At 53.3% G+C, this 17,474-nt stretch carries 16 protein-coding genes, 1 tRNA gene and 1 pseudogene; 4 read left to right on the top strand and 14 right to left on the bottom strand.

The window, feature by feature from the left end; translation table 11 throughout:
• Positions 1 to 3: 3 nt before the first annotated feature.
• Both KB892_RS20475 and KB892_RS20470 read right to left on the bottom strand, forming a co-directional pair.
• Positions 4 to 1,023 (bottom strand): alpha-ketoacid dehydrogenase subunit beta, encoded by a 1,020-nt coding sequence (locus KB892_RS20475; RefSeq protein ID WP_002889881.1) that lies wholly within the window; start codon positions 1,021 to 1,023, stop codon positions 4 to 6.
• A gap of 11 nt (positions 1,024 to 1,034) precedes the next feature.
• The gene (locus KB892_RS20470; RefSeq protein WP_002889884.1) at positions 1,035 to 1,994 is read right to left on the bottom strand and encodes a thiamine pyrophosphate-dependent dehydrogenase E1 component subunit alpha; all 960 of its coding nucleotides are present in this window, start codon (positions 1,992 to 1,994) and stop codon (positions 1,035 to 1,037) included.
• A gap of 252 nt (positions 1,995 to 2,246) precedes the next feature.
• Between KB892_RS20470 and KB892_RS20465 the strand changes: the two genes are divergently transcribed.
• On the top strand, positions 2,247 to 5,012 hold the full coding sequence (locus KB892_RS20465; protein ID WP_004171222.1) for a LuxR C-terminal-related transcriptional regulator: 2,766 nt from the start codon (positions 2,247 to 2,249) through the stop codon (positions 5,010 to 5,012).
• A 732-nt stretch (positions 5,013 to 5,744) separates the two neighbouring features.
• Here the strand turns inward: KB892_RS20465 and KB892_RS20460 are convergent.
• From KB892_RS20460 to KB892_RS20435, 7 genes and pseudogenes are all read right to left on the bottom strand, one after another.
• Complete coding sequence (locus KB892_RS20460) at positions 5,745 to 6,404, bottom strand: hypothetical protein (RefSeq protein WP_002889888.1); 660 nt, start codon at positions 6,402 to 6,404, stop codon at positions 5,745 to 5,747.
• A gap of 527 nt (positions 6,405 to 6,931) precedes the next feature.
• Positions 6,932 to 9,265: a primase-helicase zinc-binding domain-containing protein gene (locus KB892_RS20455; RefSeq protein WP_002889890.1), complete on the bottom strand. Its 2,334-nt coding sequence runs from the start codon at positions 9,263 to 9,265 to the stop codon at positions 6,932 to 6,934.
• 11 nt (positions 9,266 to 9,276) lie between these two features.
• Positions 9,277 to 9,597, bottom strand: coding sequence for a DUF5375 domain-containing protein (locus KB892_RS20450; RefSeq protein WP_002889897.1), 321 nt, complete (start codon positions 9,595 to 9,597; stop codon positions 9,277 to 9,279).
• Positions 9,594 to 9,821, bottom strand: coding sequence for a hypothetical protein (locus tag KB892_RS20445; RefSeq protein ID WP_002889911.1), 228 nt, complete (start codon positions 9,819 to 9,821; stop codon positions 9,594 to 9,596). Before KB892_RS20445 ends, KB892_RS20450 begins: the two co-directional genes overlap by 4 nt.
• Complete coding sequence (locus KB892_RS31450; protein ID WP_002889913.1) at positions 9,818 to 10,012, bottom strand: host cell division inhibitor Icd-like protein; 195 nt, start codon at positions 10,010 to 10,012, stop codon at positions 9,818 to 9,820. Before KB892_RS31450 ends, KB892_RS20445 begins: the two co-directional genes overlap by 4 nt.
• 24 nt (positions 10,013 to 10,036) lie before the next feature.
• Positions 10,037 to 10,369: pseudogene (locus tag KB892_RS31445) on the bottom strand (ash family protein); the annotation flags it as partial.
• Between the two features lie 2 nt (positions 10,370 to 10,371).
• Positions 10,372 to 10,638, bottom strand: a complete 267-nt coding sequence (locus KB892_RS20435) for a helix-turn-helix transcriptional regulator (RefSeq protein ID WP_002889915.1) — start codon at positions 10,636 to 10,638, stop codon at positions 10,372 to 10,374.
• 541 nt (positions 10,639 to 11,179) lie between these two features.
• On the opposite strand from KB892_RS20435, the gene KB892_RS20430 reads away from it, so the two are divergent.
• From KB892_RS20430 to KB892_RS20420, 3 genes are read left to right on the top strand one after another with little or no spacing between them, the layout of a single operon-like run.
• Entirely contained in the window at positions 11,180 to 11,917 is a 738-nt protein-coding gene (locus KB892_RS20430) for a hypothetical protein (RefSeq protein WP_062956184.1), read from the top strand.
• Complete coding sequence (locus KB892_RS20425) at positions 11,914 to 12,159, top strand: ogr/Delta-like zinc finger family protein (protein WP_004152203.1); 246 nt, start codon at positions 11,914 to 11,916, stop codon at positions 12,157 to 12,159. Before KB892_RS20430 ends, KB892_RS20425 begins: the two co-directional genes overlap by 4 nt.
• Positions 12,160 to 12,176: 17 nt before the next feature.
• Positions 12,177 to 12,743 carry a phage polarity suppression protein gene (locus KB892_RS20420; protein ID WP_004152202.1) on the top strand — a complete coding sequence of 189 codons (567 nt, stop codon included), beginning with the start codon at positions 12,177 to 12,179 and terminating at the stop codon, positions 12,741 to 12,743.
• Positions 12,744 to 13,310: 567 nt separating this feature from the next.
• On the opposite strand, the gene KB892_RS20415 is transcribed toward KB892_RS20420, so the two are convergent.
• From KB892_RS20415 to proA, 5 genes are all read right to left on the bottom strand, one after another.
• Positions 13,311 to 13,736 (bottom strand): hypothetical protein, encoded by a 426-nt coding sequence (locus KB892_RS20415; RefSeq protein ID WP_004152979.1) that lies wholly within the window; start codon positions 13,734 to 13,736, stop codon positions 13,311 to 13,313.
• A complete protein-coding gene (locus KB892_RS20410) occupies positions 13,736 to 14,686 on the bottom strand; it encodes a ParA family protein (protein ID WP_004152029.1) in 951 nt (316 codons plus the stop codon). The genes KB892_RS20415 and KB892_RS20410 overlap by 1 nt, the downstream gene beginning before the upstream one ends.
• The gene (locus KB892_RS20405; protein WP_002889938.1) at positions 14,674 to 15,864 is read right to left on the bottom strand and encodes a tyrosine-type recombinase/integrase; all 1,191 of its coding nucleotides are present in this window, start codon (positions 15,862 to 15,864) and stop codon (positions 14,674 to 14,676) included. Before KB892_RS20405 ends, KB892_RS20410 begins: the two co-directional genes overlap by 13 nt.
• Positions 15,865 to 16,027: 163 nt before the next feature.
• Positions 16,028 to 16,103, bottom strand: a tRNA-Thr gene (locus KB892_RS20400).
• 113 nt (positions 16,104 to 16,216) lie between these two features.
• Positions 16,217 to 17,470 (bottom strand): glutamate-5-semialdehyde dehydrogenase, encoded by a 1,254-nt coding sequence (gene proA, locus KB892_RS20395; protein WP_002889940.1) that lies wholly within the window; start codon positions 17,468 to 17,470, stop codon positions 16,217 to 16,219.
• Between the last annotated feature and the right edge of the window lie 4 nt (positions 17,471 to 17,474).

Genomic DNA, 17,474 nt, shown 5'->3' with positions numbered 1-17,474 from the left:
AGGTTAATCCTCCAGCACTTGACGGACGGCGGCTTCGATACGTTCAACGCCAGGGATCCAGAGTTTTTCGAGAGCAGGGGAGAACGGGACCGGCGTGTGTGGCGGCGTCACCAGCAGAACGGGCGCTTTGAGGAAATGGAATGCCTGGGACGCAATCAGCGCCGCGACATCATGAGCAAAACCGAAGCGTGCAGCGGATTCGTCGACAATCACGACCCGCCCCGTGGACGCCACCGATTCCAGAATACCTTCCTCATCCAGCGGCGAAATGGTTCGCGGGTCGACCACCTCGACCGAGATCCCCTCTCTGGCCAGTTTGTCCGCCACCTGGTTTGCTTTATGTACCATTGCCGACAACGCAATGATGGTGACGTCCTCCCCTTCGCGAGTGTAGTTGGCTACACCTAGCGGGATGGTATAGATCTCGTCCGGTACCTCGCCCTTGAGGTCGTACAGCATTTTATGCTCGCAGAATACCACCGGGTCGTCGTCGCGAATGGACTGGATTAACAGACCCTTGACGTCATAAGGCGTCGAGGGCACCACCACCTTCAGTCCAGGCGTGGTGGCAAAGATATTATAGGGTGACTGTGAATGCTGGGCTGCGGCAGAAAACCCCGCGCCGATCATCCCTCGCATCACCAGCGGAGCTCTGGCTTTGCCACCAAACATGTAGCGGAACTTAGCCGCCTGGTTGTACAGTGCATCGTGGCTCACGCCAAAAAAATCCATGAACATCAATTCCGCGACCGGCCGCAAACCCGTCGCTGCGGCGCCGGCCGCCATACCGATGATGGCCGACTCGGTAATGGGCGTGTCGATCACCCGATCGGAGCCGAACTGCGTCCACAGCCCTTTAGTGACACCCAGCACACCGCCAAAGGCTTCTATTTTAGCCTCTTCGGGCGCATTTCCGCCATGACCGCCACGCAAGTCTTCACCGATGAGCACCACGCGTTCATCGCGTTCCATTTCCTGAGCCAGGGCTTCCTTGACCGCTTCACGATAGGTTTTTATTGTCATGGTTATCACCCTCAGTATGAGACGTACACGTCTGTCAGCAGGTCTTCCGGAGCCGGGTAGGCAGCGGCGCGGGCCTTCAATACGGCATCGTTGACCAGGGCTTCTACTTCCTCGTCAATCGCCGCCAGTTCTTCCTGGGTGATATGTTGCTTGACCTTAGCGGTGAAAATCTTCAGCGGATCATGTTGTTCACGCAGGCGTTGCACTTCACCTTCCGCACGATATAGCGCGGGATCGCCCTCAAAATGACCATGCCAGCGGAAGGCTTTGGCCTCAATGACGCTTGGGCCACCGCCTTCTCGCGCACGCTTGACCGCCTCTGAGGTTGCCTCATAAACGGCAAAGAAATCGGTGCCATCGACGGTCACTGCCGGCAGGCCGAAGCCAGCGGCGCGCCGGGCGATATCACGCCCACCCACGGCGTAGTCATGGCCGGTCCCTTCGCCGTAACCGTTATTCTCGAAAATAAAGACGGCTGGAAGCTGGAGCACGACGGCCATATTGATGGCTTCAAAGACCAGGCCCTGATTAGAACCACCATCGCCCGTAAAAGAGACACCGACGTTGCCGGTTTTTAGCGTCTTTGCCGTTAGCGCGGCGCCGATGGCCAGGGGAGGGGCTCCCCCAACGATAGCGTTCGCCCCCAGCATTCCTTTCGACAGATCGGCAATGTGCATCGACCCGCCCTTACCGCGACATAACCCGCTGTCCTTACCGAATATTTCGGCCATCATGCCGTGAATGTCGCAACCTTTAGCAATACAGTGGCCATGTCCACGGTGTGTTGAACCAATAAAATCTGCGCTCGTTAAATTTTCGCAGACCCCCACCGCGATGGCCTCCTCACCGGTGTAAAGGTGAATGAAGCCCGGAATATCACCGCTGGTATTTTCCTGATGCAACCGCTCTTCAAATGTTCTGATCTCCCGCATCTTGCGGTAAGCCTGCAATAACGCCTGTTTGCTGAGCATCGTTTAATTCTCCTCAATAAAGGTCACCCAGGCGGGGCCAACAGACAGGGCGGATAACCCTGGCCACACCCATGCAATGAATCTACGAGCGGTTAAAGGGAGTGCGAAGCCACCTTCATGGGGGGGTAGGTGGGGGTTTTCATGCTTGAGGTCAAACTTTCTAAATTTTGTGTAGCAATAAAGTTTGGCTGCCCCATGTCATCCCGGGGGCTGGCGTACAATTGAAAAAAACAAAGCGAGTAGACACCACGGATGAAGCCATTGGATTTAGAAGGTCGTCAATCACCCTCACTGGTCTCCGGGCCATTGCGGCTGACGCGAGGCTTGCCGCTAATCCTGACCAAATTCGTCCCGCCTCGCTCCTCAATACAATTGCTGGAGCGCCCCCGGCTTCTTCAGCTTCTTAATCCCGTTCAGCAGTGCCGGCTGGGCGTCGTCTGCGCCGGCGCTGGATTTGGCAAAACCACGCTGTTGGCGCAATGGCATCAGCAGATGGTCGCCCAGGGGGAACGTATCGCCTGGCTGAGCCTCGATGAGGATGATGATGACGTATGGCAGTTTATTCCTTATCTGCTGCAAGCATTGCGTCCACTCTATGCTGACTGGGACGCCGATTTCTGGCGTGACATGGAAGAACAGAAGCTCTCCAGCTCCGAGCAACTGCTGGCCGGGCTCATTAACCAGCTACACTACTGCCCGCATGACGTATACCTGATCATCGACGACTTCCACGTGATTAACGATCGTGGGGTCTATGAAGCCGTGGGGTATTTAATCAAGCATGCGCCTGCCGCCTTGCATCTGATCATTGGCAGCCGTTTCCACCCGAATCTTGCGCTGAGCCAGCTGCAGGCCCAGGACCAACTGGTGGAGATCTATGATCGAGACCTGCAATTCACGCTCGAAGAAACAAAACACTATTTTAGCCGCACGGTTGCGCTACCCCTCAGCAACCACCATGCACAGCGGCTACAGTCCGTGACAGAGGGCTGGATTGCAGGGATGAAGATCGCTTCATTGTCCGCAGAATTACAGCATGATCCCGAGCATCTGTTGCGCAATATGCATGGAGGAACACGGTCCATTGCCCGCTATCTGAAAGAGGTGGTACTGGATCCGCTGCCGGAAGAGGTTCTCGATTTCCTGGTAAAAACGTCCTTCCTCAGTCGGTTAAATGCCGAATTATGCAACGCAGTGACAGGACGAGATGATAGTAAAGCGATGCTGACATGGATTGAGCGACACAACCTTTTTTTGTCAGCCCTTGACGAACAAGGCTACTGGTTCCGCTACCATCCTCTGTTGCAGGAAAATCTTCGGACCATGCTGCAGCAGAACAACGATATTGATCGCAAACAGCTACATGAATTAGCCAGTCATTGGTTCGTCGAACAGAAGCTGTGGTCTGAAGCGGTACGCCATGCGCTCAGCGCAGGCAAGCCGGTGCATAGCCCCGTACAGGACGGCGCAAGCGCTCAGTCACTGGCGGAAGAAGGGGATATCGATACCCTGATTTCATGGATGCATCATTTACCGCCCAGTACCGATCCTTCGCGCATTGACCTGCAAATTAATCTGGCCTGGGCACTGGCGCATTATTTCCACTTTGATGAGTCGAGGCAGCTGCTTGATAACCTCGATCAGATGGTACTTCATCATCGTGAGGATTTAACCCGCAGCACCTGGTGTAAATTGCGCGTTGTGCGGGCAATTTGCGAAGCCTTTGCGGAAAACATCCCGGAGAGTCTGGCTATCGTTCAGCCGTTGCTGGCCGAAGTGCCCTGCGGCGACACCTGGGTTGATGGTCTGATATGCAATATTCTCAGCTATTGCCATGTTGTTAACCAGCGCTATCACGACGCGCTGGAGGTTCAACAGCATATGCCCTCTCCGGAAAGTCCTTTAGATAATCTGTTTGTTTCGGTTTATCGCGCGTTTATTATTGCCCAGTGCCATCTTTGTCAGGGCGATCTGGGAAAAGCCGGGTGGTATGCAGAGAAAACGTTGCGCCAGGCTGAATGTTATACCGGTACCCAGTCGACCAGTGGCGCGACGCTGGCGCCGCTGCTGGCGGAGATAGCCTATGAATGTCAGAGGGGTGACTCGCCCGAGCATCTGCCAGCCGACCGGCTCGAATTCATCGACCGATTCAGTCCACCCGACGCGCTGAGTCGTTGCTATACCTATCTCGCGCGTCAGGCCTTAGATAACGATATGCCCTATGAGGCCGAGCGATTGCTGGAGCATGCGCAGCGTCTTGCGGTGTCTCGCGGCTGGCAACGGCTCCAGGCCATGTTGTTAGCCGAGCAGGTGAGGGTGCGACTGCAGCGCGGCAATGTCACCGGCGCAGAGCAACTGCAGCGACAGCTTGAACAAATGGCCGCCAGCTTCAGAATGGATGCCGAACATCCCTGCCAACGCGCCATCGTTATGTCTGCATCCCTTAGCCGCAGCCGGCTTCTTCTCGCCAGAGGCCAGGCACCGCAAGCCTGCGTTTTACTGGCTGAGATGGTCTCCGATCAGGAAAGCCGGGGGGACAGGTTAACCGCAGCGCGTCTGCGTACGCTCTGGTCATTGGCCTTGTGGAACAGTGGCAAAACGGCCGCTGCGCGCACGACATTTCAGCCAGTCGTGCAGCTGGCTGAACAACAGCATCTCACGGGCCTCTTTCTTGACGCTGGCGATACCTTGCAACCTTTGCTTGCCGGTATGAATGAAACCTCTTCGGCTTGCAAAGAGAAAGGGGGAGTGCATGAACCCTGGGCCGACAAGCGCGCGCCTGCAGACGGAACACCGTTTAATAGTGGAAGCCCCGATATTCCTGGCGAGCTCAGCGAGCGTGAGTTTCAGATATTACAGCTAATTGCTGAAGGTCAGATGAACAAAGAAATCGCTCGCTCCCTCGCTATTTCTGCCGAGACGGTCAAATGGCATATCAAAAACATCTACGCGAAGCTTAAAGTGAATAGTCGCACTCAAGCGATGAGCAGGGCGCTGGAGATGAAATTACTGGATTAACGGTTTGAAGAGGGAGGGCTGGATATAAAATATTATTAAGATGGCATTGCTCATTGCCGCTTACGTTAAGGTGCTATGAGCCATGGATAATCGAGATACTTCTGAGCCCGCGGGAGCTTTTATCACTGACCGTGATGGTAGTTTTGATGCCTTGGCTCAGCGATAAGAGCATGGAATTTAAGTGCATCGGTCTCCGGGGAAAGCAACCCTGGTGTAAACCCAGAGAGGCTTTTAAAGAAGCGTTTTCTGTAACGTTTTGATTGAGGTGGTGCGATAATAGGAACCAATAAATCAAGTCAACTATATGATTTTATTTATAAAAATAAAATCTAAAAATGGAGCTATACACACGGCTATACACATTGGCGGTCGCGTTCATTTTTCATACGAATTAAATAACAGAAAAAAACTTTTTTTGGGGAAAACTGTTCACACTGTTCACCAGGCACTTTTATATTTAATATTCAAATAGTTATGTGGTGAATAGTTGGTGAACAGTGAACACTTTACTGTTCACCTCTGCAGGCTATAGATACAAGCGTTATAGTCTGTTGTGAGCGAGGAGTGGAAGATAGGGGGGTAAGCCAACCTGCACATTGGGATAAGGATGTACTAGTACCTGATGCCCTAGATAAATCTTAGGCATCAGGTATGCAAAAATGGGACATGGAGCATAGGGCAGCAGGTTTAAATCAAATGAAACCCTACATGAAGCATGGATACCCCAAAGGGTTAGTCAGAAAAAAGCCGGGCATAGTTGATAACCCTTGACATAGTCATCTGCTGACCATTATCTCCATTTGCCTTTGGAGTCTGATCATCTGGTTTCTTCTGCGGCTGTCCCGCTTTAGAGAGCGAGGCTGCCGGATTGAGCTGGGCATTCTGTCTCATATTCATTATCTCTAAGTACCTGTTGTGAATTATCTTTAATGTTTCTTTTAAGTTTAAACAGTATCGATTCTTGGCAAAATCATTAACCAAGGGGATGTTATTGAACTCGATTCCGTTGCGACTCCAGATTGCTCTATACACTTTTCCGCCAGAAAACGGGTCTCGCCTGTATGCATATTGTACAGCACTTGAGACTTTACACCTAACTGATGATGCTGAAAACCCTTTGTGACGTCTCTTTTTCCTGAGTTTCTTTTCAGTATAGTAGATGCATTCAGCAGCAAATCCCCCTCCAGACGAACCTAAATCATAGACGACCGGCTTGTGTCTTACTTGAACCATCGGGGGTGTGTACATATCGTACATGATATCACCTGTGCTTTTTTCAAGGACGACCATGCCGAAGGAAAAATCATCCACATCCATGTACAAACTCATCAGGCTGGCGTATTGATCGCCGGTTATCACTTTCAACTGAAGTGCTTGCATAAGAGCTATCATAGGATGATCTCCACACATAAAAGAGATGGCCTTGCGCCCCATGAAGTCGATGTGGATTGCCTTCTTTTCAAGAACATCCCTTCGCGGACGCCCATCAGAAGACCATTTCCCATCACATGCAGCAAATTCGTATTCACGGTATATCGTTGTTGTCATATGAAAAGCTGGATTATTTGAAATCGCTATAAATGTAACACAGTTAATGTCCCTTCAGCCAAATGAGACTTGGAATAAAGCGTATAAAGAGGCCTTAAACTCGCACCAGTATAATTGAATTCATCGGACAAATACGCTACGGAGTTCGCGAATACCTGGGGCTAAACTCCCGCTTCTGGCACTGAGAGGTCTGATAACGTTTAAGGGTAAACAGTTTTTTCTGGGAAAACTGTTCACACTGTTCACTTGGTGTTTTTATTATTTATTTTCATGACGTTAGCGAGTGAATACTTGGTGAACAGTGAACACTTTACTGTTCACTCTGGCCGGTGAGCAGGTAAAAAAAGACCGGCAATGCCGGTCCGGGTAGGTTATGAAGCGGTGGGTTCATCACACTTCGGCAGCCAGTCGGCGTTGCTTTCCTCCCTGAGAGCGAGATTGGTCTGCATACCCTGATTTGTGCGGCGCTTCTCATAATTCAGTCCGTACTCTTTCAGCATGGCTGAGAGCCCCTTGCCGAACATGGTCAGGCTGAGTGCGTTCCTGTAGCCGTGGGCCTCCATGTAGACCAGATAGGCGTGATACAGATACAGGCGCGGCTGGCGCGGGATGATGTTCGCGTTCCCCATATACATCCCGTCCGGCTCCGGCAGTGCCTCCAGATAGCCGCAAAAATCAAACGTCGGGTCAGCATCGCGTTTAATACTGAGCGCCTCGTCGGAGTTCTGCTGCGACTGAAGCAGTGAACGGGCACTCATCGGGTCGCTGAACTGCTGCATTAACTGGCGCACAATCACGGCCAGCTCGCGGGCGATTTTATCCCTGAGCTGCGGGTCGCGCTCCTCCGGGGCTATCTGCTCCGGGAAGTGGATAATCACCCGGCGACGTGACACGCCGCCGCTGCGGTCGGTGAAGCGCATCGGGTTATTGTTCACGGCCAGAATGACCGCCGGAATATGCGTCGAGTAGGGATTCTGGTATTTCGGGTCGACCGACACCGCATCGCCGCCGGTGATGGCCTTGAGTCCGGCACCGTCCCCGCTCCATTTCTCCTGGTCAGGCAGACGAATGAGCGAGAAGCCAATCAGGGAGGCACGCTTGCGGGGGTCTTCCAGCGTGTCGATATCGGCTGACGTGGCGTTATCCTCTCCGGCCAGCATCGTGGCGATTTCGGCGAGGATACTTTTCCCGCTGCCGCCGGGGCCGGTGACTTCGAGAAAGAGCTGCCAGTCGTAGCGGTTCGCCAGCACCATAAACAGCGCGGCCAGAATCACGTCGCGTTTTGTCGGGTTGCCACTGGCCGCCCGGTCGAGCCAGCGCCAGAAGTTCGGCGCGTGGGTTTTCAGTGTTTCCCCTTCCACTGGCGGGGTGAAATCCACGTCGCACAGGGTGCGCAGCCAGTGCGATTTGCTGTGCGGGCTGAATATACCTGAGCGGGTATCGAGCACCCCGTTGCGAAAACCAATCAGACGGCGTGCCGGTGCCTCCTGCTGCGGAATAATCAGTTTCAGGGTCTCCACCACTGACGCAATCCTCCCCGATGAAAACGGGGCGCGCAGGCGCTGAAACAGCCCGGCCACATCGCGGGCAAAATCAGACGGCGTTATCACCTTCCAGATGCCGTTTTCATACCGGGACAGGAGCTGGCCGTTGGCATCCACGGCCAGCGCTTCGCCGTAATGTTCATGCACCCGCATTGCCTTATCACTGGCGCTCATGGCGGTAAATTCCGCCTCGCTCATGGTGTCGAACGGGCTTTGGGCCGCTGGCCGGATGGCGGCATAAATGGCCTTCCGCGTGGTGTCTTCGCCTCTGAGCATCACCGCATCATTCCAGTCACCGAACACCGGCGGCAGGGCGACAACGCCCTCACAGGCTGCTGCGGCCGCGGCGGCTTTTGTCTGGCCGTCGCCGTTAAGGTCACGGTCAGCGGCGAGGATAATCTGACAGGCCGGGTGTTTCTGACGGGCCAGGCTCGCCAGAGAAAGAAGGTTCACGGACGACAGCGCCACCATGACGGTTTCCCCGGTCAGGTGATGCACGGTAAGGGCAGTCGCATAGCCCTCCGCTATCCACAGGCGTTTCCCGGCCTGTTTCTGCCCGTCGATGAGATGGCATGCTCCCTTGACCTGCCCGCCCTTCAGGGTGCGCTTGAGCCCCTCAGCATTAATAAGCTGGAGGTTAACCAGCGTGCCGGACTCGTCATACAACGGTACCGCCACATCACCGGCGCGGTAGGCCACGCCGCCGGTTTTGTGCGACGTGGTCAGCGTCAGACACTCACGACCGGCAAAGCCCTTGCGGGTCAGGTAGGCGTTGCCGGTGGCCGGGCGCGTTTTCTCCAGCAGTCTGACGGCCAGCGCGGCCGCTGCTTTGCGCTCGGCCTCCGTTCCGGCGTCTGCGGCCGCCATCACCTCCGGGGCCACCGGCGGCAGATGGCCGGTGACGGCGTTCACCTTCCCGGCGGCCTCGGATGCCGATATGCCGAACACCTTCTCAACCAGTTTCAGGCCGTCACCGGCGCCACACTGGTTACAGAACCATGTGCCACGCCCCTCTTTATCGTCAAAGCGGAAACGGTCAGCGCCGCCGCACACCGGGCAGGCCTGATGGCGGTTTTTTATCACTTTCATTCCCAGCGCAGGGAGAATGCGCGGCCAGTGACCGCACGCCTGTTTTACGGTGTCCGTTACGTTCATTTTCATGGTTTTCTCCCTCAGTGCAGTACAGGCGATGTCAGATGGCGGGCGCAGAGCTCATCCATCACGGCGAGCCCGAGGAAGGACAGCGACGGGGCGGCTTTCAGCGGCCCGGCCTGCATCAAATCTTCCAGCAGCGCACAGGCAATCAGGCGGCCTTTTTCCTCGCCGTGCTGGCGCAGGTAGAAGCCCTCCAGCTCGGCGGCGATGGCGCTTTCCAGCGCGTCGAGGGTGAGGTGAGGATAGCGGTGCTGACGTTCGCACAGGGTCAGCCAGGCACAGGCCACGGCGCGGCGATACAGGGCGGCACGTAATACGGGCGGTAATGGCGTTTTCATACGTTGCCCTCCCCGGTGAACCAGCGGTGATTACAGCGTTCGACCACGCCGTCGAGCTGGGCGGTCATGAGGTAAATCACGGAGGTGAGCTGCAACTGCTGAGTCGGGTCACGACGCAGGGAAGTACAGTCCTGCACCTGCATCAGCTCGCTGACGAGCTGGCCGACATTGCGCATATGTTCAAGGCATTCGAGGTCACGGGCAGTAATCGTGGAGTGTCTCATGCACGCACCTCCGCCACCGGCAGACGCCCGGCAAACGAGAGGACGTAATCGCGAACGAGGGACTGGCGTGCAGCGTGTTCATCCCCGGCGACGGCGCGGAGCATACAGATGCGGGGCTGACGGTCTGCGCGACGAACAGCGGCAAACACAAAGACAAACTGCGGATGTGACGGGGTGAGGGTCGTAGCCATAGGGGCAACCTCCTGTGAATAGCGGTTATTGCCACCACCGGAGTTCCTACGCTCATGGGTGGTGACCCGGACGGGGGTAGGAATACCGGCTCCACAGAATACCGGCCAGCCCGAAAGCTGCCCCGCCCGGACCACCATTATCTTGCCGGAGCTACGGTGTGCGCATAAACACCACAGCCCGAAAAATGGGTGTGCCTGAGCTACGACGTAAAAAAAGACGCATGGCGCGTCTGGTGTCGCCTGTGAATTACACGGGTTCCTACGCCCGGCTGTCGATTTTGCGACAGCGATAAAACTATACCTGGAAACGGCGAAGGGAAGCAAGCCAGAAAAAGGGGCTTTTTGCGGAACGGGCATCATCATGCGTCATAGCCCCGGTTGCGTTCGGCGATACGGTCGGCCATCCACCCGGTGATTTCCGACTGCGCCCACGCCACGTTTTTTCCGCCGAGGGAGATTTGTTTCGGGAAAGCCTCCCGGCTGATGAGGTCGTAAATCGTGGAGCGGGACAGGCCGCACAGATGCATCACTTCGGGCAGGCGAATAAAACGCTCCTGAGCGGCATCAGAAACCGGCATCAGCGGCGCGGCAGGGGCTGAAGACGGGGAAGAAAAAGCGGTGTGCATCGGGCTACCTCATAAAGTCCATACAGTGCCGGTCGTGTCCGTCCGGCCTCGGGTAGCTCTCTATTTTGTGAATATTTTCTCTGAGGGCAACAAGTCATTTTGTAGTGGCCCACCACACAACAGAACGATTTTTAGACAGTGGCAAACGTTGGTCATCTTTTGGTAAACGTTGGCAAACTGGTGGCCCATTCCTGATTACTTTTATTTATATATTATTATTTTTTAATCGCAAAAAAGACTAAAGGAGCAGGGCTCCGTCAAAACAGAAAGGTGAACAGTAGTGAACAGTCGGTGAATACTTCTGACCTCAACTGTTCACCACTTAACTTACTGTATTACTTATTCTTTTATTTAAAGTGAACAGTAGTGAACAGTTATATGTAAAAAAACAAACGGTGAGTATGCTTTTCCTGAGACCTTTCTCTGGCAAGCCGGATTTTGACTTCCTGATTGTGCCAGAACTGCCACAACCGCAACAGGTCGTGTTGTTGTGTGTGCCCCGGCAGAATCACCTCATGTTGAAACCACGAGGAAACCTGCCATGACCGACACCACCTTTATCCCTGATTACCTGAAACCGGCGCTGGAGCGACTGGCCGCAGCCAGAGCGGCCCATCTTGAACAGGCCCGCCTGATGGAGGACACCCTGACGGCCATCACCCGCGCAGAGGAGCAGAAAGCGGAGCTGGAGCAGGACAACGGCAGCGACACCCGCACCTGGCGTGCTGCTTTCCGTGCCGGGGGCGCCATGCTGACGGATGAGCTGAAAAGCGGCCATATCGAACGCGTGGCCCGCCGGGAGCTGGCGCAGGAATGCCACAACCTGACCGAAGTGCTGGCCTTTGAACGTGACCAGCTGAAAGCCACCTGCAACAGCACCGCGCGGGCATTCCGCCAGGCGCATCATGCTGTGCTGAGTAAATACGCTGAGGAAGAGCTTAACCGCGCGCTGAATGACACCCTCGGGCCACTGGTCCGGGCGATGGTGCTGAAAGCGGAGGTGATGGCAAACCCGCTCGCCAACACCACCGGCCATCAGGGGTACACCGAGCCGGAGAAAGAGGTCATGCATCAGGTGGTGACCTTCCTGACCGGGAAAGTGAGCGCCTTCTCCGTCACGCCAGCCGATGAGCCGGTGCTCTCCCTGACCGGCTTCCCGGCCGTCGCGCTTGCGCATATGGACCACGACGCCGCCAGCACGCCCGGCGAGCGTAAGGTCTGGCAGGAGAAAATCCGTCAGCGCGAGGCTGACCTGAAAGCGCGGGGGCTGCTGCCATGATGCACTGTCCGTTCTGCAAAAAGTCGGCGCATGCCCGCACCTCCCGCTATCTGTCGGAGAACGTCAAACAGCGCTATCACCAGTGCACCAATATTGAGTGCTCGGCGACGTTCCGCACCACTGAAGCCATCGACGAGGTTATCCGGCCCCCGGCGGAGAAAGCGCCGCCTGTCGCGGAGCCGGTCACACCCCCGGCACCCCGTAACGTGCAGGGCTGCTACAGCTCGCCATACCGTCATTAATCAGGGGAGAACTGACCATGACCACCCTCACGCTACAGCAGGCCTTTGAAGCCTGTCAGAAGAACGAAACCGCCTGGCTGAACCGTAAAGCCGAACTGGCGGCCGCAGAGCAGGAATATCAGGAACAGGTGCTGGCCGGGGATGACCGTATCCCGGCAATTATGCAGGAACTGCGCGACATTATCGATGTCAAAAAATGGGAGATAAATCAGGCCGCCGGGCGCTATATCCGCTCCCATGAAGCGGTGCAACGCATCAGTATCCGCAACCGGCTGAATGACTTTATGCAGGCGCACGGGACAGAGCTGGCCGCCACGCTCGCCCCGGAGCTGATGGGACTCAGTCAGCAGCCCGCACTCCTGACCGGCCATGCGCTCGACCGTTCGGCGCATTACCTGCGCGAAGCGCTGTCAGTGTGGCTGAGTACCGGTGAAGAAATTAATTATGCGGCAGAAGACAGCGATATTTTAACGGCCATCGGATTCAGGCCTGACGCGGCTTCGCGGGTGGATAATCAGGAAAAATACACCCCCGCACAGAGCCTGATTTATGCCCGCCGGCGCACGGAACTGGCCAGTAAGTAGCTCCGCAAAAAATCCCCGAAAATACCGCTATTTTTCCCGAATTAAGCCATGCATCCACAGGGTGCATGGTCTTGCATGCGTTTCCTCGCCCTGTTATTCCTGTCCGGCCCCTGTCCCGGCGCGGCCTGAGCCCCCCGATGCACCTGCATGAAAACCGACCCCTGAAGCGGGCAGGCGAGGCGGGGAAAGCACTGCGCGCCAGCGGTAAAGTATTTATTTAATGATATTTAATTTCGCGGCCTGAGCGCGTCGCTGCGCTGCGCGGGTTCACGGGAGTGTCGGTGGGTGGTGCGGCGCTGTTCGGGGGCATGTCGGGTTTCTGAGGTAGAGATCATTCTGCACTGACCGCTCATCTCCTTGCTCATCTGGTTCTTGGTGGGGATGTTTAAACGTCTATGTGCTTTTAAGAGCTCAGGCTACGAAGCAGGCTGATGTGCCGAACACTTTGTATCAAGATGATGATTAAAATAAGGCAAGAAAAAATTGGTTAATTCTTTATGTATTAGATTTGAAGAATTTTTGCGCCCTTAGCTCTCCTAGAGCGCACGTTATCATAAAGTGAATTTATTAATCCTCTTTGTCTTTGTCTTTAATGGTGGAGTCTATTCGTCTTCTTTCCAGAGTTTTAGTGATATTCATTACTAGTATTCCTTTATTTTGTCTTGATGATGTTTTGATGCCTATATCATTTGCTAGTTTTTTTAATTGTTCAATGGATAGATCATTTAATGTTTCATTTGGCTCACTGTCTGACTTTGAACTTTTGTTATGTATGTGTCGAAGTGAATACATATCCTTGGAGGACTTGAGGTAGTCTTCTTTTTTTAGTATTTGTGAACTTTGTTTTTCTTTAACGATGGGGGTTGGTTTTTTTTTACGAGCATCAAGTAAATTCAGTATGTCATCAAGTGCATATTCCACGCTTTTGTTTGGGTAATGCGCCATTATCTTGGAGATATATTCAATCAAAGAAATTAACTCATGAGTTTTCATTATATATTCTCCAACTTTTCATAAAGTTCGCTAACTACTTGAGTTAGATATTCACTCTGTTTTTCTGCATTAGGTTTGGAACGAGGTAAAGAAGAGTGGCTAAATACTGTTAAATTGTTTTCGGACGCAACGGATATACCGTCCCCGGCTGTGATGTAGTTATTGAACACCATGTTTGGATGCTGTTTTTTAACATCATTGATTGTGTCCTCATGAGTTTCTTTGGGCTTTTTATTATATTCGTCTACCATATTAAATATAATCCCAAGCATTTCGGTGTCATTAAATTCAATAGATGAGTTAGAATATTGAATCATCCCTCTAAAGTTTTTATTGAGCTTATCCATTTCAGATTTTATTAGGGAAATACCAACCGTGGAAAGAAAGTCTGGAATTGCAGGGATAAGGTACAGTTCACTTGCAAAGAAAGCATTTTGTGTGACAAGATTAATATTTGGTGGGCAATCTAGAATAATGTAATCATAATCTTCTGCAACCTGATCTATGGCTTTTTTTATTATTGCCATCTTATCGAGTTCCAATTCTGTTTCCTTTTGATGAGTTGATGCACTTTTCTTTTCTCTTGCCAACATCATATCAACAAGAACTAGTTCGTGATGAGAAGGTAGCAAATCAACGTTGATCCAGACCTGACCAGGGCTTGCAGTTATCGGTTGTTTTATTATAGCGTCGCGAGTATGGAATTGCTTTCCATCGAAATAATCATCAAAAATATTTTTTAGTGTGGGCTTTTTTTTGGTGTAAACATGTCTGACATATTTTTCCACCCCCAATGCTAAATATGATAGATTTGATTGAGGATCTAAATCAATGAGTAATACTTTTGGATGCTCGTCGGAACCGAGCATCAGCCCAACCCCAAGATGTAAAGATAATGTGGATTTTCCTACACCACCTTTCCAGTTAATCATGCTTATCACTTTTGCCATGTGGAATCCTTAATTGAGTAAATATAGTCATTATACCATTGTATCATCGAGCTTCTTTTCTCTAGATACTGTGCGTGATTGTATGTACCACGAATGCTATTTTTGTCTACATGTGCCAGTTGAATCTCTATCCATGCACTGTCGAATCCTTTCTCGTGTAATATTGTTGACATAGTGTGCCTAAACCCATGTCCAGTGAGCCTCCCGCCATAGCCAATACGCTTGATAACCTGATTTATACTCGCCTCACTCATCGGCTTGTTCGGATCGTTCCGCCCCGGAAAAACATAACGATAGTTACCCGTCATCATTTTGAGTTCATTAAGTAAATCTAACGCTTGAGTCGACAATGGCACAAGATGTGACCTGCGCATTTTCATCCTTTCAGCAGAAATTTCCCAGATAGCGTTATCTAGATCAAATTCTGACCACAATGCAGCACGTAATTCTATGGTTCTCACACCCGTAATCATGAGTAATTTCGTAGCAATCTGGACAAGCCGACTCCCTGTGTAACTGTCTAAGGCACGTAGAAAATCTGGTAGCTCATCAGCTTTTAGGAACGGGAAATGATTGGATTGATGTACTTCGAGGGCGCTCGAGAGATCTGCAGCAGGATTAAACTCAGCTCTCCCAGTAGCTATGGCATAACGAAACACTTCTGAACAACGCTGTCGCACTTTGCGCATCTTCTCTAAGGCCCCGCGTTTTTCAATTTTACGCAGCACATTAAGCAGTTCTAGCGGTTTTATTTCACCGATGGGTCTTGTCCCTACATACGGGAAAATGTCGTTCTGAAACGCTTCCATGATATCTGACGCATATCCTGCCGACCATTTTGCGGACTTCATCTGATGCCACTCTGTAGCTATCTTTTCAAACGCACTTTCGGATTCCGTTTGCAATGCGATCTTCTGCTCTTTTCGAACTTCACTCGGGTTCTTTCCTTCCGCGACCAGCTTTCGGGCATCGTCGCGACGAGAACGAGCATCGGCAAGGGTGATCGTCGGATACACACCAAGCGAGATCATTTTGGGCTTACCGGCATAGCGATAGCGGAACCGCCAGCTCTTGCTTCCATTAGGCTCTATAAGTAATGACAAGCCTTGCCCATCTCCAAGTGTATAGGCTTTAGCTTCAGGCTTAGCGCGGCGAATCTGCATATCGTTTAAAGGCATGTGTATAGGAATCCAGGACCGAACAGGAACATATACACAATCCTATACACATTCTGTATCGGATTCTACTGGATGGTTACGGACGATGATGGACTAAAAAACGTTAAAATCGTTATAAATCAGGGTGTTTATGGATGAATGCGGACGTCTGGGGAAGTTGAAATGGTGCCGATAATAGGAGTCGAACCTACGACCTTCGCATTACGAATGCGCTGCTCTACCAACTGAGCTATATCGGCCCTGCAAGAGGTGTTCACGAGCGTGAATCACGAGGCAAAAGGTTAGAACTTAGCGGGCGATGCGTCAATAGCCAGTGGAATCAACTGCCTATTTTTGCATCGCCCGTTCTCATTTACGCACGAATGGTATCGTCGCCGAAACCAATCCACTTATAGGTGGTTAACGCTTCCAGCCCCATCGGGCCGCGGGCGTGCAGCTTCTGGGTGCTGACCGCCACTTCCGCGCCGAGGCCGAACTGGCCGCCGTCGGTGAAGCGCGTGGAGGCGTTCACATATACCGCGGAAGAGTCCACTTCATTGATAAAGCGGTTGGCGTTACGCAGGGTGCGGGTCAGGATGGCGTCGGAGTGCTGGGTGCCATGTTCGCGGATATGGGCGATAGCCTCATCCATATCAGTCACCACTTTGACGTTCAGATCCAGCGACAGATACTCGTCGTCATACTGCTCCGCTTTCACCGGCTCGACCTTCGCAGGGCCGTTTTGCAGCGCGGGGAGGGCGGAAGGGGCGGCGTGCAGGGTGACGCCGCTCTCGGCCATCTGCTTGCTTAACGCCGGCAGGAAGGTGTCGGCGATGTTGCGGTGCACCAGCAGCGTTTCCACGGTATTGCAGGTGCTCGGCCGCTGGGTCTTGGCGTTGACGATGATCTTCAGCGCGGGGGGGATCTCGGCGGTTTCATCAACGAAAATATGGCACACGCCAATCCCACCGGTGATCACCGGGATCGTTGACTGCTCACGGCATAGCTTGTGCAGGCCCGCGCCGCCGCGAGGGATCAGCATATCGATGTATTTATCCATCTTCAGCATTTCGCCCACCAGCGCGCGATCCGGGCTCTCGATAGCCTGTACCGCGGCGGCCGGCAGACCGCACTCCTGCAGCGCCTGCTGGATCACCTTCACCGTGGCGGCGTTGGTGCGCCAGGTCTCTTTCCCGCCGCGCAGGATCGCCGCGTTGCCGGTTTTCAGACACAGGGAGGCGACGTCGACCGTCACGTTAGGACGCGCTTCATAAATCACGCCAATCACCCCCAGCGGGACGCGGCGACGTTCAATACGCAGACCGCTGTCCAGCAGCCCGCCGTCGATCACCTGGCCGACCGGATCGGCCAGATTGCACACCTGGCGCACATCGCTGGCGATGCCGCTCAGACGCGCCGGGGTCAGCGCGAGGCGATCGAGCATCGCTTCACTCAGGCCATTGGCGCGAGCTTCGGCTAAATCTTCCGCGTTGGCGCGCAGAATATCGTCGGTCTGCGCTTCCAGATAATCGGCGATCTTTTCCAGTACCTGATTCTTTTCCCGGCTGGAGAGTAACGCCAGCTGCCAGGAGGCCGCTTTGGCGGCAATGCCCATTTGTTCCAGCATTTTC

It is taken from the genome of Klebsiella sp. P1927, from assembly GCF_018204675.1.
GTDB classification, from domain to species: domain Bacteria; phylum Pseudomonadota; class Gammaproteobacteria; order Enterobacterales; family Enterobacteriaceae; genus Klebsiella; species Klebsiella pneumoniae.
The sequence above is the reverse complement of the archived record's forward strand: the minus strand, read 5'-3'. Positions and strand labels throughout refer to the sequence as shown.